Source organism: Nocardia sp. NBC_01503 (assembly GCF_036327755.1).
Classification (GTDB): domain Bacteria; phylum Actinomycetota; class Actinomycetes; order Mycobacteriales; family Mycobacteriaceae; genus Nocardia.
On sequence record NZ_CP109596.1, the window covers coordinates 3110672 to 3132222 of the forward strand.

At 67.8% G+C, this 21551-nt stretch carries 22 protein-coding genes; 12 read left to right on the top strand and 10 right to left on the bottom strand.

Annotation, left to right across the window (positions count from 1 at the left end):
- Positions 1 to 4 precede the first annotated feature (4 nt).
- The 5 genes from OHB26_RS13985 (at position 5) to OHB26_RS14005 (ending at position 3999) form a co-directional block, all read left to right on the top strand.
- Positions 5 to 556 carry a helix-turn-helix domain-containing protein gene (locus OHB26_RS13985; protein ID WP_330184599.1) on the top strand — a complete coding sequence of 184 codons (552 nt, stop codon included), beginning with the start codon at positions 5 to 7 and terminating at the stop codon, positions 554 to 556.
- Positions 553 to 1221, top strand: a complete 669-nt coding sequence (locus OHB26_RS13990; RefSeq protein ID WP_330184600.1) for a heparin-binding hemagglutinin — start codon at positions 553 to 555, stop codon at positions 1219 to 1221. The genes OHB26_RS13985 and OHB26_RS13990 overlap by 4 nt, the downstream gene beginning before the upstream one ends.
- Before the next feature lie 120 nt (positions 1222 to 1341).
- Positions 1342 to 1638, top strand: coding sequence for a DUF2516 family protein (locus OHB26_RS13995; RefSeq protein ID WP_330185636.1), 297 nt, complete (start codon positions 1342 to 1344; stop codon positions 1636 to 1638).
- 147 nt (positions 1639 to 1785) lie between these two features.
- On the top strand, positions 1786 to 2766 hold the full coding sequence (locus OHB26_RS14000; RefSeq protein ID WP_330184601.1) for an alpha/beta fold hydrolase: 981 nt from the start codon (positions 1786 to 1788) through the stop codon (positions 2764 to 2766).
- 234 nt (positions 2767 to 3000) lie between these two features.
- Positions 3001 to 3999 (top strand): alpha/beta fold hydrolase, encoded by a 999-nt coding sequence (locus OHB26_RS14005; RefSeq protein WP_330184602.1) that lies wholly within the window; start codon positions 3001 to 3003, stop codon positions 3997 to 3999.
- 65 nt (positions 4000 to 4064) lie between these two features.
- Here OHB26_RS14005 and purU read toward each other — a convergent pair whose 3' ends face one another.
- Entirely contained in the window at positions 4065 to 4955 is an 891-nt protein-coding gene (gene purU / locus OHB26_RS14010) for a formyltetrahydrofolate deformylase (protein ID WP_330184603.1), read from the bottom strand.
- 182 nt (positions 4956 to 5137) lie between these two features.
- Entirely contained in the window at positions 5138 to 5701 is a 564-nt protein-coding gene (locus tag OHB26_RS14015) for a GNAT family N-acetyltransferase (RefSeq protein WP_330184604.1), read from the bottom strand.
- Positions 5702 to 5771: 70 nt separating this feature from the next.
- Between OHB26_RS14015 and deoC the strand changes: the two genes are divergently transcribed.
- Positions 5772 to 6431 carry a deoxyribose-phosphate aldolase gene (deoC, locus tag OHB26_RS14020; protein ID WP_330184605.1) on the top strand — a complete coding sequence of 220 codons (660 nt, stop codon included), beginning with the start codon at positions 5772 to 5774 and terminating at the stop codon, positions 6429 to 6431.
- Here deoC and OHB26_RS14025 read toward each other — a convergent pair.
- Positions 6428 to 7777, bottom strand: a complete 1350-nt coding sequence (locus tag OHB26_RS14025; RefSeq protein WP_330184606.1) for an LmeA family phospholipid-binding protein — start codon at positions 7775 to 7777, stop codon at positions 6428 to 6430. The two genes, deoC and OHB26_RS14025, sit on opposite strands and share 4 nt — an antisense overlap.
- A 112-nt stretch (positions 7778 to 7889) precedes the next feature.
- On the opposite strand from OHB26_RS14025, the gene OHB26_RS14030 reads away from it, so the two are divergent.
- Both OHB26_RS14030 and OHB26_RS14035 read left to right on the top strand, forming a co-directional pair.
- On the top strand, positions 7890 to 8492 hold the full coding sequence (locus OHB26_RS14030; protein ID WP_330184607.1) for a type IV toxin-antitoxin system AbiEi family antitoxin domain-containing protein: 603 nt from the start codon (positions 7890 to 7892) through the stop codon (positions 8490 to 8492).
- 98 nt (positions 8493 to 8590) lie between these two features.
- Complete coding sequence (locus tag OHB26_RS14035; protein ID WP_330184608.1) at positions 8591 to 10096, top strand: hypothetical protein; 1506 nt, start codon at positions 8591 to 8593, stop codon at positions 10094 to 10096.
- A 92-nt stretch (positions 10097 to 10188) separates the two neighbouring features.
- On the opposite strand, the gene OHB26_RS14040 is transcribed toward OHB26_RS14035, so the two are convergent.
- From OHB26_RS14040 to OHB26_RS14050, 3 genes are read right to left on the bottom strand one after another with little or no spacing between them, the layout of a single operon-like run.
- Entirely contained in the window at positions 10189 to 10914 is a 726-nt protein-coding gene (locus OHB26_RS14040; protein ID WP_442943011.1) for a class I SAM-dependent methyltransferase, read from the bottom strand.
- Positions 10915 to 10961: 47 nt separating this feature from the next.
- Positions 10962 to 11477: a DUF2505 domain-containing protein gene (locus OHB26_RS14045; RefSeq protein ID WP_330184610.1), complete on the bottom strand. Its 516-nt coding sequence runs from the start codon at positions 11475 to 11477 to the stop codon at positions 10962 to 10964.
- 31 nt (positions 11478 to 11508) lie between these two features.
- Complete coding sequence (locus OHB26_RS14050; RefSeq protein WP_330184611.1) at positions 11509 to 11994, bottom strand: DUF2505 domain-containing protein; 486 nt, start codon at positions 11992 to 11994, stop codon at positions 11509 to 11511.
- Positions 11995 to 12086: 92 nt separating this feature from the next.
- Here OHB26_RS14050 and OHB26_RS14055 point away from each other — a divergent pair, with 92 nt between their 5' ends.
- The 3 genes from OHB26_RS14055 (at position 12087) to OHB26_RS14065 (ending at position 15927) form a co-directional block, all read left to right on the top strand.
- The gene (locus OHB26_RS14055; protein ID WP_330185637.1) at positions 12087 to 13130 is read left to right on the top strand and encodes a UDP-N-acetylmuramate dehydrogenase; all 1044 of its coding nucleotides are present in this window, start codon (positions 12087 to 12089) and stop codon (positions 13128 to 13130) included.
- Between the two features lie 63 nt (positions 13131 to 13193).
- The gene (locus OHB26_RS14060; RefSeq protein ID WP_330184612.1) at positions 13194 to 14432 is read left to right on the top strand and encodes a L,D-transpeptidase; all 1239 of its coding nucleotides are present in this window, start codon (positions 13194 to 13196) and stop codon (positions 14430 to 14432) included.
- A gap of 127 nt (positions 14433 to 14559) precedes the next feature.
- The gene (locus tag OHB26_RS14065; RefSeq protein WP_330184613.1) at positions 14560 to 15927 is read left to right on the top strand and encodes a phthiocerol/phthiodiolone dimycocerosyl transferase family protein; all 1368 of its coding nucleotides are present in this window, start codon (positions 14560 to 14562) and stop codon (positions 15925 to 15927) included.
- 11 nt (positions 15928 to 15938) lie between these two features.
- Here the strand turns inward: OHB26_RS14065 and OHB26_RS14070 are convergent, their stop codons facing one another.
- The 4 genes from OHB26_RS14070 to OHB26_RS14085 are packed head-to-tail and all read right to left on the bottom strand — an operon-like array spanning position 15939 to position 20187.
- On the bottom strand, positions 15939 to 17483 hold the full coding sequence (locus OHB26_RS14070; protein ID WP_330184614.1) for a class I adenylate-forming enzyme family protein: 1545 nt from the start codon (positions 17481 to 17483) through the stop codon (positions 15939 to 15941).
- A complete protein-coding gene (locus OHB26_RS14075; protein ID WP_330184615.1) occupies positions 17480 to 18232 on the bottom strand; it encodes a glycosyltransferase family 2 protein in 753 nt (250 codons plus the stop codon). The genes OHB26_RS14070 and OHB26_RS14075 overlap by 4 nt, the downstream gene beginning before the upstream one ends.
- Positions 18233 to 18253: 21 nt before the next feature.
- Entirely contained in the window at positions 18254 to 19132 is an 879-nt protein-coding gene (locus OHB26_RS14080; protein ID WP_330184616.1) for a hypothetical protein, read from the bottom strand.
- Between the two features lie 5 nt (positions 19133 to 19137).
- Complete coding sequence (locus tag OHB26_RS14085; protein WP_330184617.1) at positions 19138 to 20187, bottom strand: 3-oxoacyl-ACP synthase III family protein; 1050 nt, start codon at positions 20185 to 20187, stop codon at positions 19138 to 19140.
- 136 nt (positions 20188 to 20323) lie between these two features.
- Here OHB26_RS14085 and OHB26_RS14090 point away from each other — a divergent pair, with 136 nt between their 5' ends.
- Positions 20324 to 21547 (top strand): cytochrome P450, encoded by a 1224-nt coding sequence (locus OHB26_RS14090; RefSeq protein ID WP_330184618.1) that lies wholly within the window; start codon positions 20324 to 20326, stop codon positions 21545 to 21547.
- The last annotated feature ends 4 nt before the right edge of the window (positions 21548 to 21551 follow it).

Sequence of the window (21551 nt, forward strand, 5' to 3'; positions counted from 1 at the left end):
AGTGATGACACACGATCCCGAGGTTCCCGAATCGATCGACGGCACACAGGCGGAGACGTCCGCCGCCGACGAACGAGCGGGCCGCGTAGCCAACGCGGCGCACGACATCGGGGGCTTCATCCGCGCGCAGCGCGAGGCCGCTCAGGTCTCGTTGCGCCAGCTGGCCCAACTGGCGGGGGTGAGCAATCCGTATCTCAGTCAGATCGAGCGCGGACTGCGTAACCCGTCCGCCGAGGTACTCGCGCAGATCGCGAAGGGTCTGCGGGTCTCCTCGGAGGTCTTGTACATGCGGGCCGGGTACCTCGAACAGAGGCCGCACGGCCCGGTCCGGGACGCACTGCTCGCCGATACGGAGATCTCCGAGCGGCAGAAGCAGGTCCTCCTGGACATCTATGAATCGTTCCGCCGGGAAAACGCGGCGAACGAGGACAGAGGGGACGCGACGAACCACACGGGGGGCGTTCCCGGGGGAAACAAGGGCAATGCCCTGAGGGACAACGAGGTTCCGAACGTTACTACCGAAGTTCCGCCACGCCAGGAGAACGAGACATCATGACTGAACCCACCATCACCGCCACCGTGACCAAGCCGCTCTACGCGACCGTCGGCGCGGGCGACGCCATCTACGCGTCGGTCCTGGACACCATCGAGAAGGTCCGCACCCGCGCCGCTTCCGCCGATGTGACCGGACGCGTCGAAGAGGCCCGCGAGCGTTTCGCGAACCTGCCCGCCGATGCCAAGGAGCAGGTCGAGGTCGTGCGTCAGCGCCTGGCCGCGCTGCCGTCCGAGCTGCCGGAGGACCTGGCCGGACTGCGTGAGAAGACCACCCCCGAGGAGCTGCGCAAGCTCGTCGACCAGTACTACCACCAGCTGCTCGACCTCTACACCGACCTGGCCGCGCGCGGCGAGGAGACCGTCGAGAAGCTCAAGACCGGCAACCCGGCCTTCGAGGAGCGTTTCGAGCAGGTCGAGACCCTCTACGCCGATCTGGTCAGTCAGGCCCAGGACGTGATCGGCAAGGTCTCCGATCAGGTCGCCCCGCTGCTGGGCGGCGCCAAGGAAGAGGTCGCCGAGGTCGCGGACACCGTCGAGGCCGAGGTCGTCGCCGTGACCACCGAGTCCGAGCCCGCCCCGGTGGCCGAGGCCGCCCCGGCTCCGGCCAAGAAGGCGCCCGCCAAGAAGGCCCCGGCCAAGAAGGCCGCGCCCGCCGCCAAGAAGTAGTTCCGCGGCACGCGAAACAACCTGCGGCCCTCGCGCATTCGATGTGCGGGGGCCGCGTTCGCCGGTACGGGCGCGAGTCCGGCCGCGAGTGCCGCGAATGGGCGGGGTTGTCCTCGTATGATGGGTCGGGTGATGGGAATTCCCGGATTCATTCTGTCTGCGCTATTGCTGCTCGAGTTCGGCATGGTGGTGTTCGCGCTCGTGCATGCCCTGCGGCAGCGGCCGGACGCGTTCCCGGCGGTGGACAAGCTGACCAAACCGGTGTGGCTGGCCATTCTTGTGGCCTCGCTCGGTGCGCTGCTGTTGATCAGGAACCCGGTCAATTTCCTCTGCCTCGCCGCGGTGATCGCCACCGGCGTATATCTCGCGGATGTGCGGCCCAAGGTGGACGAGGTGCAGCGCGGACCGCGCTGGTAGTGCCGCGGTAAGCGACTGTTCGGTCGTCGTCCCTGCTCAGGGGCGGCGGCCGATTTTTTTCGCCAGATTCGGGTGAGTGCTTGCACTGGCTAGCACGCTCCGGCAGAGTTACTGTATCGAGCAGTAACACAAAGGAGTGTGTCACCCATGCGAGCAATGCTGCGAGCGCACCGGGCGAGCCTGCGGACCAAGACCTACGCCAACGCGGATCTGAATCCGCCCGCGGGTCCCTACGAGACCATCGAGGTCACCGGAACCGACGGCGCACGCCTGCGGGTACACGCCTACGGCCCCGCCGACGGCAACGTGCTGGTGCTGGTACACGGTTGGACCTGCTGCCTCGAATACTGGAATCCGCAGATCAACGCCTTCGCCGGTGAATACCGCGTGATCGCCTACGACGTACGCGGACACGGTGAGAGCGAAGAGGGCAGCGCCCCGCTCACCACCGACCTACTCGCCGACGATCTGCAGGCCGTACTGGAAGCCGCACTGCGGCCCGGTCAGCGCGCTGTTCTCGTCGGCCACAGCCTCGGCGGTATGACCGTGCAGGCCTGGGCCGGACGCCATTCCGGTCAGGTCGCCCAGCGCGCCGCGGCCGTCCTGCTCACCAATACCGCAGCGGGACAGCTCATTGCCGAGACCACGGTGGTGCCGTTCTTCAATCGCGGACCGCTGCGCCTGCCGTTCGCGGTGGGTCTGCTCGGGCTGAGCATGCCGATCCTGTTCCCCCTGGTGCATCCGGTGCGGTGGTTGTTCCGCCGGCAGATCATGAGCCTGGCCTCGGTCGGTGAGATCGCGACCTTCGCACAGAACATCGTGCGCTCCTGTCCGGCGCGCGTGCGCGGCCGTTTCGGCACGCTGCTCTCGCATCTGGATGTCGGGCGCGGTGCGGCGAAGCTGACCGTGCCGACCTCCTTGGTCGCGGGCTCGGCCGACGATATGACGCCGATCGTGCACACCGATCGCATTGCCGAAATGCTCCGGGAGACGGGCAGTCTCGACGGTTATCTGATTCTGCCGACCGGACATCTCGGGAATGTCGAGGCGTACCAGGAGTTCAATGGCGAACTCGCGCGAGTTGCCCGCTCCGCCTTCGGGATTCCCGCGGCGGTCGTCGGCGCGTAGGTGGGGTTTTCACACCCTGGGGTTCCTTACTTTGGGCAGTAAACCGGCCCAGGATGTGTTGTAGGTAACAGCGGATACCTCGTTCCGCCGCCCGAATGGCGAATGTGGACCCGGCGGAGGGGGTATCCCAGGAAAGCGGGGCCGCATTGCGACAGGATCGAAAAAACCTGCCGCTTGCTCTAGCAAGCACCATAGCTAGCGCGGTAGTGTGCCCTGGAACACAAAGGAGTGCTCATGCTGGTAAAGCTGCCTGAGGCAGGTGCGGACATGATGACCGCGCCTTTTCGCGCCGCACTGCGGTCCCGCACCTACGCGACCGAGACGCTGAATACCCCGCCTCCCGCGCAGGTCATCCCCGTCACCACCCGCGATGGCGCCAAGCTGCGCGTACACGCGTACGGCCCCGCCGACGGCGAGGTCATCGTGCTGGCGCACGGCTGGTCCTGCGCCATCGAATACTGGAATCCGCAGATCAACGCCTTCGCCGGCGAATACCGCGTGATCGCCTTCGATCAGCGCGGCCACGGCGAGAGTGAGAGCGGCGCCCGGACCTTCGGCGCCGAACAGCTCGCCGACGACTTCGCCGAGGTACTGGACGCGGTGCTGCGCCCGGGTCAACGCGCCACCCTGGTCGGGCACAGCATGGGCGGTATGACCATCCAGGCGTGGGCCCGGTACTACCCGGAGCAGGTCGCCGAGCGCGCGTCCGCGGTACTGCTGGCCACCACCGCCGCACGCCAGATTCCCAACCGCGCCACCGTGATTCCGTTCTTCAATGAGCTGGTGCCCGCGCCGAGCTGGCTGGCTCGGGTGCTGTTCGGCACCCCGGTTCCGCTGCCCGGTGGGTCCGCCGTCGGCGCGATCGCCAAGTACCGTCTGATGACCGGGGCCGCCACCGCGGACGAGATCGCCTTCGGTCTCTCCATCGTGCGCTCCTGCCGGCCGTCGGTGCGTGCCTCGGTGGCGCGTGGCCTGCTGAATCTCGATTTGCACGGTGCGGCAGCCGATCTCACGGTGCCGACCACCGTTATCGCGGGTTCGGCGGACCGGCTGCTGCCCGAGATCCACTCGCGCGAGATCGCGGACACGCTCGCCGATGCGGGCTATCTCGACCGGTATGTCATTCTCCCCACCGGCCACCTGGTGAATATCGAAGCGCCCCAAGCGTTCAACGCCGAACTGCACCGGGTGATTCGTATGGGCCGCCGCGGCTTGGTCGCCGCTGCGGGCTGATACTCACCCTCCGGAAGTCGCGGTGCCCCTTCCACAATGGCGTGGGAGGGGCACTTCGGCGTTTGTCAGGAGAAGACGACCGTGCGGCGGCCGTGCACGAGGACGCGGCCTTCCAGATGCCAGCGCAGTCCGCGGGCCAGCACCACACGTTCGATATCGCGACCCTGGCGGACCATATCGTGCACGGTATCGGCGTGATCGATCCGGCTGACGTCCTGTTCCAGGATCGGCCCCGCGTCCAGTTCGGCGGTGACGTAGTGGCAGGTCGCGCCGATCAGCTTCACGCCCCGGGCGAAAGCCTGGTGATACGGGCGCGCGCCGACGAAAGAGGGCAGGAAGCTGTGATGGATGTTCAGCGCCTTGCCCGCCCAGTGCTCGCACAGCTCCTGCGGCAACACCTGCATGAATCGCGCGAGCACGACCGCGTGCGGATCGTGCGCGTCGACCAGTTCGCGGACCTCTTCGAAGGCCGGTCCGCGTTCGGCCGGATCCTTCGGGAAGGGCACGTGGTGGAAGGTGATGCCGTGCGCCTCGGTCATCTCGGCGAGATCGGGGTGGTTGCCGATGACGGCCTCGATGGTGGCGGGCAGCTCACCGCTGGCCGCGCGGCCGAGCAGATCGTGCAGGCAGTGCCCGTCCTTGCTGACCAGCAGTACCGCGCGACGGCGCTCGCCGGTGTCCAGTAGATCCCATTCGGTCTCCGGGCCGAGCTCGGCGGCGACGGCGGTGAAGCGGTCGCGCAGTTCGGTCAGATCGAACGGGACGGTGGCGGCCTTGATGGCCTGCCGGGTGAAGAACCAGCCGGTATCAAGGTCGGAGTGGTATCCGGCCTCCACGATCGAGCCGCCGAAATCGGCGATGAACGAGGTGATGCGGGCAATGATGCCCGGACGGTCCGGGCAGCCCAGGGTCAGCACATAGCGACGGTCATCAGGGTTGCCGGGGGTCGAACTCATATCGAGCAGCTTATTCCGGCGGCACGGGCGGGCGGCGCTCGGCTCGGAGCCATTCGTCAGCCCAGGTCGCCGACTGATTTCGTTCCGGTTGGGGTAACTCGTCGGGGACGCCCGAAATCGGTGTCGTGTCTGACCGGACTACGCGTGAGGGTCGTTCCACGGCTCTCGGCCGTGCGCCGAAGTCACAGGGAGGCGGGACCGTAGAAGGGGTCGGCGTAGCGGAATTCGCCCTTGATCTCGGAGTCGTAGGCGGCCAGTGGGCGAACCTGGAAATGCGAGGTCCACTCCGGTTGATCGGGGACGATGCCGAGCCGGGTGCCCGGGACGAAGCCGAAGCGCGGGTAGTAGTCGAGGTGGCCGAGCAGTCCGACCAGGGGCTCGTCGAGGGCGTCGGCCGCGCCCAGCACCGCGTGCATGAGGGCCGAGCCGACGCCGTGGCGCTGTGCGTCCGCCCGCACCCCGATCGGGCCGAGGGCGAGCACCGGGAACGGTCCGATACCGGCCCGGGTGAGGCAGACGTGGCCGACGATGTCGTCGTGTGATTCGGCCACCATGGACAGGGTCGGCATCCAGCCGGAGTGGTCGCGGAGCAGCCGGACCAGCCCGACCTCGGGCGGATCGGCGGTGGGTGCGGTGGGGTCCGGCGGGCGGTCGCCATTGGCGTTCGCGTATTCGCGTGCGAAGGCGCTGCGGTGCACCGCGTCGATCGCGGCGGCGTCGCCGGTTCGTTCACGACGGATCAGCACAAGTACGAGTGTGCGCGACAGCGGTGGTGACTCGCAACGAAATTCCGTATTGATGGCAAACTCACTGCTCATGGCTGAGATTTCCCGTCGAGACGTGGCCGCGATGATCGACCACACCCTGCTCGCCCCCGAAGCAACCGCTTCGGATGTCGACGCGCTGATCGATGAGGCACGCGAACTAGGCGTGTTGGCAGTGTGCGTCTCACCGTCCATGTTGCCCGTGCGCGCGCCCGGACTCGTGGTGGCGGCCGTCGCGGGATTTCCCTCCGGCAAACATCATTCGCTGGTGAAGGGCGCGGAGGCGCGGCTCGCGGTGGAGCAGGGCGCGAACGAGGTCGATATGGTCATCGATGTGGGCGCGGCTCGCGCGGGCGATTACAACGCGGTACTCGGTGACATCATCACCGTGCGAGAAGCCATGGGGGACCGCGCACTTCTGAAGGTGATCATCGAATCGGCCGCGCTCACCGATGACCAGATCGTCGAGGTCTGCCGGGTCGCCGAACAGGCCGGAGCCGATTTCGTGAAGACCTCCACCGGTTTTCACCCCGCCGGTGGCGCCAGCGCGCACGCGGTGCGGCTCATGGCCGAAACCGTCGGCGACCGCCTCGGCGTCAAGGCCAGCGGCGGTATCCGCACCGCCGAGGCCGCGGCGGAGATGATCTCCGCCGGGGCAACTCGGTTGGGGCTCTCACGCTCTCGTGAGGTACTGCTCGGGTTTCCGTCCTAGCAGGTGATATTCGCGGTCTTGCCGGTGGAATCGGTTGTCTCCAGGGTGGTCTTGCCGCCCTTCAGACTGATGTGCAGTCCGTCCGAGGTGACCTGGACCTTGGTGGGCTGCAGGCCCATCGGGTAGCTCTGCAGGCTCTCGGTCATGAGATCCACGATGCCCGAGACCAGATCGGTGGGCAGACCGAAGCCGAGCAGTGCGGCGGACATGGTCTCCACCTCCACCTTGTCGCCGACGATCTTCGGCTTGACCTGCAATTGCGCCAATCCGCCCAGCACATTGAAGCTCAGCGTGCCCGAGGAGGGATCCGATGTCGCACCGGATACCAAGCCGCCCAGCGTCTTCACGATGCCGTCATTGCTCCAGGTGACCTCGGCCTCGGAGCTGCCGATGGTGCCGCCCGCGCGACCCTGATCCTGCACTTCGATGTCGTGGAAGGTGGCGTGCACGACCATGCCGACCGCCGGGCCGAACTTGCTGTCGTCGCTGTCGACGGTGACCGAGCCGACCTTGTTGTCGAACATGGTGAGCAGCATGGGTTTCGCGCCGAACGACACATCGATCTTGGAGCCCATCTGCGACTCGAACTGCGAGCTGATGCAGTTCTCGACGGTGCGCCGGGCATACGCCTCGCCACCGGCCAGACCGCCGACCACGATCAGCGCGAGCACCAGCCCGACGATCAGGAGCGTCCGCTTCTTTCGACCCTTGCCCATCGAACCACCCTGCCCGCCACCGGCGTTCGCCGTCGGCGGGGGAGTGAAGGGCGGCTCCTGCGATCCGCCCGGGACCGAGGTGGCACCGGCCGCATAGGCCGCCGCCGCACCGGGATCGAGCACCTCGGTCCGGTGTGAACCGGTGCTGCCGAGCACCTCGGTGGGGTGGGGGCCCGATGGTGCCGAGCCGCTCGGACCGGCGTCGCCCGCGGGACCCTGCCCCGAGATGGCCTGGGTGCGCTGGTCGATGACTTCGGTCGCGGGTTCGGTGGCCTGCCCGGCATGCCACCATTCGGCGGTCTGCGGGTCCACGCCCGCCGCGCCGATGACCTGGGTGGCATCGTCCGCGGTCGCCGGGCCGGGCTTGCCGCCCCGCCCGTCGATGACCTTGGTGGCGTCGTTCGCGCCGCCCGCACCCGCGGGATAGGGCGCGCCGCCTAGGACCTGAGTCTGCGAATCGTCGGTGCCGGGCTTGTCGAGTCCGATCGGCTGCTCGCCGGATTCGGCTGCGCCGGAAGGGATCCCGTAGTTCGCCGCGCCCGGGTGGTCGGGTGTGGTGCCATTCGCGCGCGGAGCGTCGGCGTCGGGGGCCGGATGCTTCGCGTCGTCCGAGGTGGGGTTCGAACTCATGCGGCCGATTCTTCCCGAGCTTTCTGTGTGAGCTCTGTGCTTCCGATGAGGTGTCGGTGCACTCCGGGCGGATTGTGACATAACACACAGGAGGTCGGCGTAGCCTGAGTGCATGGCTGGGAACCCCGCAGCGGAGCCGGACCCCGAACACGGCTGGCAGGCGTTGCAAGAGCTGGCCGGTCGGCACGCCGGATACTTCACCACTCGTCAGGTGCTGCAAACCGGCTGCGAGACGCGCATTCGCGACGGCCTGCGCGATGGCGCGGTGATTCGCGCCGGGGTCGGTCTGCTACGCCTGGGCCGCTGGCCGGACGGGCCACTCGACGAGTACGCCATGTGGTCGGCCTGGTTCGACGGCGCGGCCGCGGTCTCCCATCACAGTGCCGCCGAACTGCACGGCCTGGGCCGCCTGCGCCCTCGCTTCGTGCACATGTCGGCGCGTATCGGCCGCTTCCCGCTCTCCCCGCGCCTGGTCGTGCTGCGCCGCACCTTCGCCCGCAAGGATGTGGAGTCCGCGGGGACATTCCTGGTCACCACCCCGCTGCGCACGGTTCTGGACCTCGCCGAGGCGGGTATCGGCCAGGCCGCGCTCGACGAGGTGGTCGCCGACGCGGTGGCCATCCACCGCTGCGCCCGCGCCGAAATCCGCACCGCCAGTGACGCTCTCCCACCCGCCACCGCGGCTCGCCTGCATCGTGCGTTGATCCGCGTCTGAACAGGTCGACCATGGGCACGCGAGCTTTACGGGATTCGCCACTCGCCGCGTGTGCCTCGAGTTTTGCGCCGCCGGGTTTCGTGGCAGGGTGACCTGTCATGGGGACGGTCCGTAATGGCATGTGGGATCTGGCTTTTCCACCCGGACCGCCCGATCGGATCGCGGAGATGTTCACCGCGGCGGTGGTCGCCGACGCGGTACGCCGGTATGACGCGGACCTGGCGCAGTCGGTGGAGACCGGGCAGGACTGGCGGCACGGGCATCGGCGGGTATTTCGCGGGATGACCGCGCTATCGGTGAGTTCGCCGACGGTATCGCGGGGGATCGCCACGGCGGGACTGCATTCGGTGCGCACCATGCTGCGATTCGCGGTGGGGCGCACGGTGACCGCGCTGGAGGCGGTCGATGTGACGGCCGCGGGCAAGGGATCCGAGGTGGAGACCGGAGTGGTCGCCGGGACCGCGCCGCCGACCCCGCGACTCGAGGTGCCGTGGCAGGGCCGACTGCTGTTCGAGGACGAACTGCGAGCGCAGTTGCGGGTGTGGGAGCAGCGCGGCATCTTCGAACCAGGATTCGTGGCGGTGGTGCGGCGGGTGATCGACCATCCGGAGTGGTTGCGGCTGCCCGGATTCCGGCTCGCCATTATCGGCGCGGCAGCGGAGTTGAGTCCGCTGCGACCGCTGCTGGCCTGGGGTGCGGAGGTACTCGCCGTGGATCGGCCCGGCCGGGCGCGCTGGGATCGACTGCGCGATCTGGCGGGTGCGGGTGCGGGCACCATGCGCTATCCGATCGCGGCCGACGGTCCGGGCGTGGATATCACCAGATTCTTTCCGGCCCTGGCGCGCTGGCTCGCCGCGCAGACCGATGCGCGGCCCGCGCTCGGCCTGTACGCGGGACTGCCCGGTGCCGCCGGGCTGCGCATTGCCGCCGCCTCGGATGTGCTCGCCGAATCGCTGCTCGAGCTGCGGCCCGATACCGCACTGGCACTGCATGGTTCACCGACCGACTGCTACGCCGTCCCCGAGTCGGTGGTGCTGGCCGCACGGGAGCGGTTGGCGCGGCGCGGTATTCGCGGTGCCGCCCAGGACGTCATGCATCGTTTGTCGCCGAACTCGCTGTACCGCTTGAACTATCTGCGGCCGATCCTCGACGCGGAGGGTGACCGCTGGGGCCTGTTCGATAATCTGCTGTATCGCGGTGGGCCGGATTATGCGCTGGCGCAGCGGATTCCGCGGTGGCGAGCGGTGCTCGCGAGCTCCGCCGGGCATCCGGTGTCGTATACGGTGGCTCCGCCCGCCTGGACCAGTTCGGTGCACAAGAGCCCCTGGCGAACGGCGGCCTTCCGGGCGTCGGCGCATTTCGGGGTGGAGGTGTTCGATCCCGCGACCGCTCGAATACTGCTGGCCGCCAAGCTGGTCGGTGATCTGATGGCTCCGGCCGCACCGCCGGACAACCCGGAGGCACTGTTCAGCGCGGGTGCGGCGCACGGTGGTCTGTGGCGTCAGCCCTTCGCGCCGCGTTCGCTCCTCGCGCCCGCCGCTTTCTCGGCGTCGGTGCAGATGCTGACGGACCGGGCGAGGTCGGCGCTCGGTGGTCACGAGTGAAGTGGATCCCGGCCGAAAGCATGTCGGGATGACGAGGGTCGGAATGTCGGGATGACGAGGGCCGGGACGGTGGGTACCGCGGTCGGTGAGTGTCAGTCGGGGAGCGGTGCGACGGCCCGCCAGGGGATGGTGAGCTGATTGTCGCGGAGGCGGCGGCGTTGCGGGCGGAGCGGAAAACCCTGCTCGCGCAGCATGTCCGCGGCATGCCGCCAGCGGACTCGGGGACCGTAGGGGGCCAGGGGTGCGGCGTGCGACCAGGCGCGGTCGGCGGCGGTGAGCAGGGCGTGGATGGGTTCGCCCGGAATATTGCGGTGGATCAGGGCCTTCGGGAGGCGTTCGGCGATATCGGAGGGCTGATCGACGGTGAACGGATCCCAGGCCAGGGTCAGCGAGAGCGGTCCGTTCCGATCCAGCAGGACCCAGGCGCAGCGGCGGCCGAGCTCATCGCAGGTGCCGTCCAGGAGTAGGCCGTTCGGCGCGAGTCCGGCCAGGATGGTCGACCAGGCCGGTGGGACAGCCGATTCCGGATACTGCCGCAGTACGTTGAAGGCGCGCACCAGGTTCGGGCGCAGGCCCGCGAGTTCGAATCCGCCGCGGGCGAAGGTGACACCGTCCCGGCCGGGCACCACCCGCTCGGGATCGATCTCGAGCCCGACCACCCGCAGGTCCGGTCGAACGGTGCGTAGTCGCCCCGCCATTTCCAGGGTGGTGACCGGGCTGGCCCCGTATCCGAGGTCGACCACGAGTGGTTCCGGAGCCTCCAGCAAACGCCGAGTCACCAAGGGGTCGTGCATGAGCCAGCGATCCCCGCGGCGCAGCCGGTTGATGCCGGTGGTGCCGCGGGTGATGGTGCCGATCGGTTTGATCAGGCGGCGTGGTGCTGCTGGTCCAGCCAGAGCTGTGTCACCTCGGCCTCGGCTCGGAACAGGTCGATCAGGTTCACCAGCATGAGCTGTTCGAGCTTGCGTCCGAGGAACGGGAGTTGCACGGTGGCGAAGGAGGAGGTGCGCAGGGTGCACCCGGTCTCGGTCGGGAACAGCCGCATGGTGCCCTCCAGGGTGCCCGGACCGCCGGGCAGGAAGGTGGTGTATTCGCCGGTCACCTCGGGTCCGAAGGGATTCCACCGTTCGGTGCGGGTGATGGTCATATCCTTGCGCATGACGGTCTGGGCGAGGTCGGGCAGGCTTTCGCGGGGTAGTACGTGCCGGGTCTCCACCTCGATGCCGTTGTCCCCGGCCTCGAGCCGGACGAGATCGTTGGGAGAGTGCTTGCGCATCTCCGCTATCCGCGCGTCCCAGTGGTCGCGGTTCTGGAGCGCCGCGTACACCTCCTTGGTGGTGTGCAGCGGATAGCGCGCGGAGTAGTCGAGTCGACGGGGCACGATCGGTCAGGTTACTGCCGGGAGGGCCGCGTCAGTGCGAACTCAGCCAATTGTCGGTGAACTCGGCCTCACGTTCGAGCAGTTCGGTCAGGTGCCCCTGGATGGCCGCCTCGATCTTCTTGCCGAAGAGCGGGATCTTCACCTCGATGCTGGCGTCGACCACGAAGTCGGAGCCGGTGCCGGTCTCGGTGACGGTCAGGGTGCCGTTCACGGTGGCGGGTACGCCGTCCACATGCGCCTCGACGGTGCCGCCGCTGCCGTTCCAGGTCTCGGTGCGCGGGATGACCAGATCGCCGGGGCGGACCGCGGTCACCTGTGCGGGGAGTTCGGAGGCCGGGATCGCCTGGATCATCTCCACGCGGACATCGTCACCGGAGATCCGGATGGATTCGATGCGCGCGTTCGGGCCGCCGACCGCCTCGATGCGGTCCTTCCAATACTGCTCATCGGCGAAGGCGGCGCGCACGGCGGCGGTGGAGTGGGTCGAGTGCGCGCTGAAGGCCAGAGGTGTCGCCATGGTCGGACAGGCTACCGTCTGTGCCTGTGCGTACTTCTGGGGTGGTGTCCTTCGACGACGTGCGGGACCGATTGGCCGGGACCGGCGCGAGCCTGTCGGCCGCGGTACCGCTGGCCGAACTGACGACGCTGCGGGTCGGTGGCCCGGCGGTGGTGGCCGCGTGCGCCTCCACCGAGTCGCTGGTCGCGACGGTGCGGGCGCTGGACGCGGCCGGAATTCCGGTGCTGCTGATCGCCGGTGGCTCGAATCTGCTCATCTCCGATACCGGGTTCCCGGGCGTGGTGGTGCGCATCGCGACCACGGGCGTCGAGCTCGGCGACGACTTCCTGATCGCCGAGGCGGGCGCGAATTGGGATGCGGTGGTGGCGACTTCGGTGGCGGCCGGTCGCGGTGGCCTCGAATGCCTCTCGGGCATACCGGGTTCCGCCGGTGCGACGCCGGTGCAGAATGTCGGCGCGTACGGCGTCGAGGTGGCCTCGCTACTGCGCCGGGTGCGACTGCTGGATCGTGCGACGGGTGAGATCCGCTGGGTCGAGCCCGCCGAACTCGGATTCGGTTATCGCACTTCGGTGTTGAAGCACAGCGATGCCGCGGTGGTGCTGGCGGTCGAGTTCGCCCTGCGCCCGGATGGTTCCAGCGCACCGCTCGGCTATCGCGAATTGGCGGCCGCACTGGGTGCGCAGGAGGGTGAATCGCGGCCCGCCGCACCGGTGCGGGAGGAGGTGCTGCGGCTGCGCGCGAGCAAGGGCATGGTGCTGGACGCGGCCGATCACGACACCTGGAGCGCGGGCTCGTTCTTCACCAATCCGATCGTCCCGCAGGCGCGGGTGGCGCAGGTCCGCGCGGCGATCGCCGCGCATGTCGGGGCGGATGTGGCGGTGCCCACCTGGCCGGTGCCGGGCGGGGTGAAGTTCTCCGCGGGCTGGCTCATCGAGCGCGCCGGTTTCGCGAAGGGCTATCCGGGTGCGCAGGCCCCCGCGCGGCTGTCCACCAAACACACTTTGGCGCTGACGAATCGGGGATCGGCGACCGCGGCGGAGCTCGCGCAACTCGCCCGCGACGTTCGCCAGGGGGTTGCTGAACGCTTTCTGATTCATCTCGAGCCCGAACCTGTCACAGTGGGAGTCACCCTGTAGGCGTGGCTGATCCCACGATTTCAGCGGCTGGAGGACTCCGTTTGCGGGGGTAACGTCGAGGAAGTGAGTAGACGAGGATTCCCGGTCCGGCGGGCGGCGGCTGTACTGGCCGCACTGCTGGCCGTGGTGGCGCTGGTGGCGGGATGTACGTCCGACAAGGGCGGCAGTTCCGACAAACCCGCAACCCCGGCCGCGAAGGTGACCCCCGAGCCCGGCGACGGCGCACAGAATGTGAACCCCACCACACCCGTTCAGGTCTCGGTGACCGGCGGCCGTATCGACCAGGTGGCGCTGACCAACCCGAACGGTAAGCAGGTAACCGGCGAACTCAGCGCGGACCGCGGCAAGTTCGTGGTCACCGAACCGCTCGGCTACGGCATCACCTACACCTGGTCCGGCACCGCCACCGGCACCGACGGCAAGCCGGTGCCGATCGACGCCAAATTCAGCACGGTCGATCCCAAGACGCAGGTCTCGGCGACCGTCAATATCGCCGACGGCCAGCAGGTCGGCATTGCCGCGCCGATCATCCTGCAGTTCAACAAGCACATCGAGAACAAGGCCGCCGTCGAGAAGGCGCTGACCGTCACCACCACCCCCGCCACCGAGGGCGGCTGGGCCTGGCTGCCGGACGACAACGGCGGCTCGCGCGCGCACTGGCGGCCCCGCGAGTACTGGCAGCCCGGCACCGAGGTGCATGTGGCGGCCAAGCTGTACGGGCTCGATATGGGCTCCGGCTCCTACGGTGGGTCGGATCTGACCTCCGACTTCAAGATCGGCCGCTCGCAGATCGTGAAGGCGGTCGCCACCAGCCATCGCATGCAGGTCATCCGGGACGGCCAGGTGGTCTTCGACTTCCCGGTCAGCTACGGCGAGGGCAATGAGGACCGCAATGTGACCCGCTCCGGCGTACACGTGGTCACCGAGAAGTACGAAGACTTCGTCATGTCGAATCCGCCGTTCTACACCAATGCCCGGGAACGCTGGGCGGTGCGCATCTCGAACAATGGCGAATTCATTCACGCCAATCCGGAATCCTCGGCGGCGCAGGGTAATTCGAACGTCACCAATGGCTGCATCAACCTGAGCACCAATGACGCGCAGGCCTACTTCCCGACCGCGCTCTACGGTGATCCGGTGGAGGTGACCGGTACCCGCATCCCGCTGTCGGCGGCGGACGGCGATCTCTACGACTGGACCATCGACTGGAACACCTGGAAGAGCATGTCCGCTCTGCAGGGTGAACCCGCTCCGGTGGTTTCGGCCGCCCCCATCACCCCGCAGGCCCCCGCGGGCCGCTGATCCGGCGCTCACCGCACGGCGCGGGCCCTCCCATTCGGGAAGGCCCGCGCCGTTCGTCTGTGGTGAGATGCGGGCTCCGCACGCGCGGGTTACTCTTCGCCGGATAGGGCACGGCGGGAGGCGAACGGTGGTCGCGAGCACATCGGCAACGGCGGCAACGGATTTCGGCCGCGAACTGAGCCCCTCGGAGCGCTGGTTCTGGATTATCGACCGCATCTCACCCGCCAACTGCGTCGGCCGGGTGCGGATACACGGTGAGCTCACCCCCGAACAGCTCGAGCGCGCGACCGCGGCGGTGGTCGCGGAGTATCCGCTGCTGCGTATGGGCGTGGTCGACACCGGTGACGGCCACCCCCGAGTGCAGCCCGTGGACGACCCGCGAATCCCGGTGCACCACACCCTGTCCGGCCTCCCCGGCAGCTGGCGGCAGCACCTCGACGCCGAGATGACCACCCCCATCGACGTCGGCCGCGGCTTCGCCCGGCTGACCCACCTGATCCACGCCCGCGGCACCCCGGAAGAACACCATGACCTGCTGCTGACCCTGTCGCACATCATTGTCGACGGTCGTTCCCTCATGACCGTGCTGCGCAAGATCGTCGATTACGCCCGCCGGGACGACGGGGACGACGGGGATGTTCCGTCCGGATCGGGCGGCCGGTCGCGGCCTCCCTTCGCGCCGTCGGATGATCTGATTCCCGCTGCCGCACAGGGGTTCTGGCGTTATGTGTACACGACACTGTTCGATCAGCTGGCGGCGCTGGCGTTGCGGCCGAAACGGTTGCACGGTGCCGCTGCGATCGTGCTCCCGGAGCGCCGGACCCGGGTCGTGTATCGAACGGTGGCGGCGGAACCGCTGGCCGCCCTCATTCGAGATTGCAAACAGGCGGGAGTGACCGTGCACGGCGCGCTGGCGGCGGCGGTCGCGCACACGATCGGGATCACGCCCGGATCAGGCTCCACCGGAAAGGGATTCGCGGGAATCGGCTCGCCAGTGGATTTCAGATCGGTGCTGGAGCCTCGACCTGACACCGAGGAGCTGGGTAATTACGCCCCGGTGCTGGCGGCCTTCGTGCGCTTCGGCCCGCGCGTTTCGCTGTGGGACGCGGCGCGCTCGGCCAATCGCCAACTGCGACAGGGTGTCCGGCAGCGTCGGCATCTGGCGACGGTGGCCGGAATGCGATTCGGCACACCGCGCACCATCGAATCGGGCGTACGCATTGTCGAGATGGTGGATCGCCGCGCGCCGTGGAATGTGTCGGTGACCAATCTGGGCCGCATCGATATGCCGGAGCGGATTGGGGCATGGCGACTTTCGGATGTCACCATCGCGGCCACGAACTCCTGTGTCAGCGCCCTCACCGTGGCCGTCGTGACCGCGCACGACGAAATGCGGATCTCGTTCTGCTACGTCGAGGGTGTATTGGCCGCCGCCGAGGCCGAGGACTTCGCGGACCGGGCGCTCGACGCGCTGTTGTCCCGCCCGGCGCCCTGAAATCGGTGTTCTCAGCCGAGCTGTTTCGCGAGCGCGGTCCGCAGGGCGGCCCGGTCCGGTTTACTGGTGCGACCGCTGACGGGAATCTCCTGGACCACCACGATGTCATCGGGGAGAGCGGAGATATCCATCAGGGCGGGTAATTCGCGGCGCAGTCGGGAGACGATATCGCCCGCGTCCGGTTCGGCCACCACCGCGAGAACGATGCGCTCATCGCCGATTTCGTCGGGAAGGCCGATCATTATCGCCTGGCGTACGCCGGTCACCGAGTTGATGGCCGGTTCGTAGAGGCCCGGGTAGATATTGGTTTTGCCGCGCAGCATCATGTCCTTCTTACGGCCCATGAGCACGAGGGTGTCACCGTCGAAACGCGCCAGGTCACCGGTGCGAATCTCCATCAGTGGCGGCTCACCGAGATATCCGTGGCACAGATTGGGACCGGACAGGATGAGCTCGCCGTCCTCGGCGATATCGGCGGTGACGCCGTGCACGGGTATGCCCAATGGATCACCCGCACCCTCGAATTCCAGCTTCGCGATACCGGATGTCACTGCCACGGGCAGGATTTCGGTCATCCCGTAGATGGCCAGGAATTCGCACTCCGGTAGTGCCCGGCGCGCCCGGCGCAGCAGTGCGGTGGTCACCGGTGCGCCGCCGAGGGAGATTTCACGCAGTCCGGCGGGCGCGCCGAGTTTTCCGGTTTCGATGGCGGTCAGCACCACCGCGAGATCGGCGGGGGTGAAGAAGGCGTGCGTGGCCGCCGTCAGTCCGCGCGCGAATTCCAGTGGATCGATATGGGTTCCGAAGCGCGGATAGCTCGGCATGGACCATTGCGCACCAGCGATCAGCGCGGGCAGCCCCATCATGAGCTGTTCGGTGTGCAGGTGGGTGCCGGGTCCGAGGCTGCTGCGCCCGGACATGGCGGCCAGGCCCGCGCCGAGCGAACCGCGGGTGTGCACAACGGCTTTGGGTGCCGCGGTGGTGCCGGAGGTGAAGACGATCAGCGCCTCGGTATCCGACGGTGCTAGTGATCGCCCCGCATCGGCGGAGACCGGCGCGTCATCCAGGAGTTCCCGCAGTGGAATCGAGGTCGCCGGGGTGCCGGGCAATCGGAGTCCACTGTGTATGTGCCGCACCGGAAGTCGCCCGAACGCGGGCAGTGACAAGCCCAGCGTCCGGCCCACCCGCCGCAGCGGGCCGCTCAGCAGATACAGCAGGGATTCCGTTGCGGCCCAAGCCGGTTCGGCCAATTCGATGCGGCGCGCGAACAACTCCGGTCCGACGCCCGGATCCACGAAGACGATGGTTCCGCCCGCCGCCATGGTTCCGAAGATCAGCACCACCGCGTCCACGCACGGCCGAATGGAGAACAGCATGCGGTCGCCCGGCTGGAATCCGCTGTGGTGCAGGCGTTCCGCGACAGCGGTGATCCGATCGTCGAGCTCGGCATAGCTGAGCGGCCGCGCGCCCACCATACCGAGCGCCGGATCGTCGGGCTTGCGCCGGACATGCTCGCGCAGCAGTGTCAGGAAGTCCGATGGCTCGGGTGCGGTCACCGAATATCCACCAGTTCCGGCTTGTATCGGTGATCGGCATACCAGGCCAGGGTTTTGCGCACGCCCCAGGCGCGCACCCGTCGATTGGAGGCGTGCACCCGCACCCTCCGGCGCAGCCCGTAATCGGTGGTGAGCATGCGGACCGCGTTCACCAGCGCCCGATCCTCGTGCAGATCCTCGATGGCGGTGCGCGGGAAACCGCCTGCGGCTTCATACAATTCGGCGGTGATCGCCATATTGCAGCCGGGCGTCATCACATACGGCCCGAGATAGCGCGGATCCTGATTTCCGGGCCGCAGTTTCCCGAAGGTGGACGCCACCTCGAGCACGACTCGGATAATTGTCCGGTCGATCCACCGCACGCCCTCATCGGTGCGCGGAATGAGCTGTCCGCTCACCAGCCGCAGACCGGAGTCGAACGCGGCATCGATCCGCGCGGTCCAGTCCGGATAGGGCAGGCAGTCGGCATCGGTGCGGGCCAATCGGACGGCTCCGGCGGCAATGGCGTGCCGCATACCGGTATCCGAGGCGGCCCCGGTGCCCTTCTGGGTCTCGGTGACGAGTTCGACGCGCATATCGGGGTGCGCGGCGGCGAAGGCGCTCACCACATTCGCGGTGCCGTCGGTGGAGTTGTTATCGACCACGACCAGCGTGAAATCCCGATCGCGCTGCGCCGCAAGCGCTTCCAGCGTCGCGGTAATGCCGTGCTCTTCATTGTATGCGGGCACGATGACCCAGAGTTCGTTCATAAGCCGTCCTCCCGGCGTCGATTATGCCGGAGGCAGTCGGTAGGCGATGGCCGCGGCTGTCGGCCCCGCTCCGGCGGCCACGAAGAGCGCGATATCCGCGCCCGCGAGTTTTCCGCTGTCCCGGGCCGCGAGGTAGGCGGCGGGCAGGGCGGAGGTGTGCGCGTCACCTTCGATCGCACTGGCCTGTACGGCGTCGGCGGGCAGGCCGAGGCGTTCGGCGAGTAGGGCCGGGAACTCCGCGGTGGGGCGCGAACAGATGAGTACGACGCGTTCGGCCCCGGCCACCTCGAGCGCCTCACTCGCGGCCGAAACCGCGTGGTGCAGCAGGTCTTCCACCGTGGATGCGGTGCGGTCGACGACGATCGTGGAGCGCCCGGCACTACCCATCTCGGGTAGTCGCACGTATCCGACCGGTGCGGGCGTCTCGGCGGTGGAGCTGATGTGCAGCTCCCCGAATCCGCCCGGCCCGTCGCTCTTCTCCAGCAGCAGTGCCGCCCCGGCCGGGGTGATCGGGAAGCCGGCCTGCGGTTCGGTGGATTTCGACGGATGCGAGTCGCCGCTCACCACCAGCACCCGGTGCACGGTCGGGGCCTGCAGCAGCGCCTGACTCACCTGGATGGCATTGAGCACACCGCAGGCCCCGTTCATGAGATCGAAGGACAGGCAGGGCACATCGCCGCTGCGATACTCCAATCCGATTCCGGCCCGCTGTTGAATCAACGCGGACATGGCCGGTTCCACCATGTTCGAGTCGCGGTAGACGCCGGTATTGATGAGGGCGTCGATCTGTTCGGGCGTACTGCCCGCCTCGGCGATAGCGCGTTCGGCGGCGGCCGCGGCCTGTTCGATGCTGCTGCCGCACCCGGTTTCGACGGTTACGGCGGAAATAAGAATGTTCATGCTCATCACACCCGCAGTTCTCCGAGAGTCACCGACAGAAATCCCGCTACCACGCCGGAGGCCGCGGGCACCATCAGTACTTTCGCTCCGGACGCTAGCCGCTGCTGTTTGAGCGCGTCGTGCAAAACCACGAAATGCGAGGTGGAGGCGGTGTTTCCGTATCGATCCAATACCGCGATGCCGGGCGGAACGGGGGCATCGAATTCGCGTTCGGCGATTTTATTGATCAATTCCACTGCGGGACCGCTGAATTGGTGATGAATGACGTGGTCATAGCCCTCGTCGGCGAAGTCGCTACCGCGCGCGCCGAGGAAATCCCGCTGTCTGGTGGTCCACAGCAGATAGCGGGATTCGTTGTGCATGGCGCGATTATCGGTGTACAGCGCGATACCCGGACTGCGGTCGCTGGGCATGCCGAGGCACAGTTGTGCGAAGGCGGCGCTGGTATTGAGTTCGATGTAGTCGATGCCCTCCGCGGCGGTGCCCGCGCCGTCGAGCACCACGGCCGCCGCGCCGTCACCGACGGTGAGCGAGGCGAACTGCGGGTCGTACTTCTCCGACATCTCGCGCACGGCGGTATCGGAGATGGGGGTGATGTACTCGCCCGACACCACCAGTCCGCGTTCGACGATGCCCGCGCGAATCATGCGCTCCAGCACCAGGACTCCGGTCATCATGCCCGCGCAGGCATTGGAGACGTCGAAGTGGATGGCCCGGGTCGCGCCGAGTTCATTGCGCAGCAGCAGTGCGAAGGATGGCTCCACCCAGAAGTCGTCCTCGCGGATGCGGGTGATGGAGCAGGAGATGACGATATCGAGGTCCGCGGCCGTGTAGCGCGAGTTGGCCAGGGCGCTCTCGGCGGCGGCCAGGGCGACGGTGAAGGAGTCCTCGCGCCGCCCGTGCGCGTCGGTGCCGCAGCGGCGGCGGTGCCGGACGCCGCTGACCCGTTCCAGATCGATGGGGGATTCGATGTCGAGTTGCGTCAGCAGCTCGGCGGTAGATACTTCCAGGGTGGGCAGATAGGAGCCCACCGCCTCTATTCGTGCTCGCACCATGTGATCACTCCAAACTGCCCACGGTTGGCCGCGACGCTAGCAGTCTGCGCATTGCCGTTATGAAAATTCCGTGATTCACATATGTGAGGTGAACTACATTGCGGCGCAACACCGTTCGCAGAGAGTTCGGAGCATCATGATCAACGCCGCCACCCGCCACGAGCTGACCCTGCTCGCCGCCGGACAGCCCTGGCTGCCCGCAGTGCTGCTCGCGGGCCGCGCCGCCAAACCCATTCGCAAGATCCCCAAACTCGGCTGGTTCGTCGCGGACCCGCTGGTCGCGCGCCAGATCTACAACGACAGCACACACTTCAGCATCGTCTCCGAGGGCGCGGCCGGACACTGGTGGGCGCAGGTCATCGGGGACTGGGTCGAGGACCTCTTCGAAGGCCCCGGACATACCGAACTGCGCACCAAGGTCCGCGACCTGTTCACCGCCGGTCACACCGACGCCCTGGTGGACGGCGTGCTCGGCCCCGCGTTGAAGCAGCTCAGCGCGGATCTGGCAGCCGGGCAGACCGTGGATATCGCCGAACGCGCGCGAGTATTGGTCGGGCGCAGCGTCTCCGACCTGGTGGGCATGCAACCCGCGGATATCGCGGCCATCTTCGCCGAGGACGGCGCGGTGCTCACCGACGAGGATCCCGATCAGCCGTTCCGCATCCTCTTCGAACACGTCGAGGAGCTGGTCAACCTCGCCATGGGCACCATGGCCTCCACCACCCTCGACCCGGTGGCGGTGGCCCGCGCCCGCACGCTCGCGACCAAACTCGCCACCTCGGTGCCCGCCGCCTACGAGCGCGCCGATCCGAGCACCACCCTCGGGCGCTGCCGGGAACTCGGCCTGGAGCTCGAACACGCCTCCGGCCTGGCCATTCTCATGGCCGTCGCCGGAACCGACACTCTGGCCAGCGCCATGACCCGCATGGTCGCCCTACTGCACGACAGCGGCCACCATCGCGAACTGCTCGCGCATCCCGAGCGCATGCCCGATGCCGTGCGCGAAACGCTGCGCGTCACCAGCCCCGCCTACCTGGTGGGGCGATCGGTCACCGCGGATGTGGAGATCGCCGGCCGCAGACTGCTCGCGGGTGAGCACGTCAAAATCCTGACCTGGTCCATCAACAACGCGGCCGGTTCGTTCAGCATTCACCGCGACTACAACCCCGAGACCCGCCAGCTCTGGTTCGGCGGCGGCCGCCATCTCTGCGTCGGCGTACAACTGGTGCACTCGGAGATGACGGCCCTGCTCGAAGCCCTGACCGCTGACGGCCGCCCCTGGGAGATCGTCGAACGTCGTTACCGCCGAAAGGTTTTCATTCCGACCTATGAAACCCTGCGAATCCGGCTGGCTCCCTAGCGGA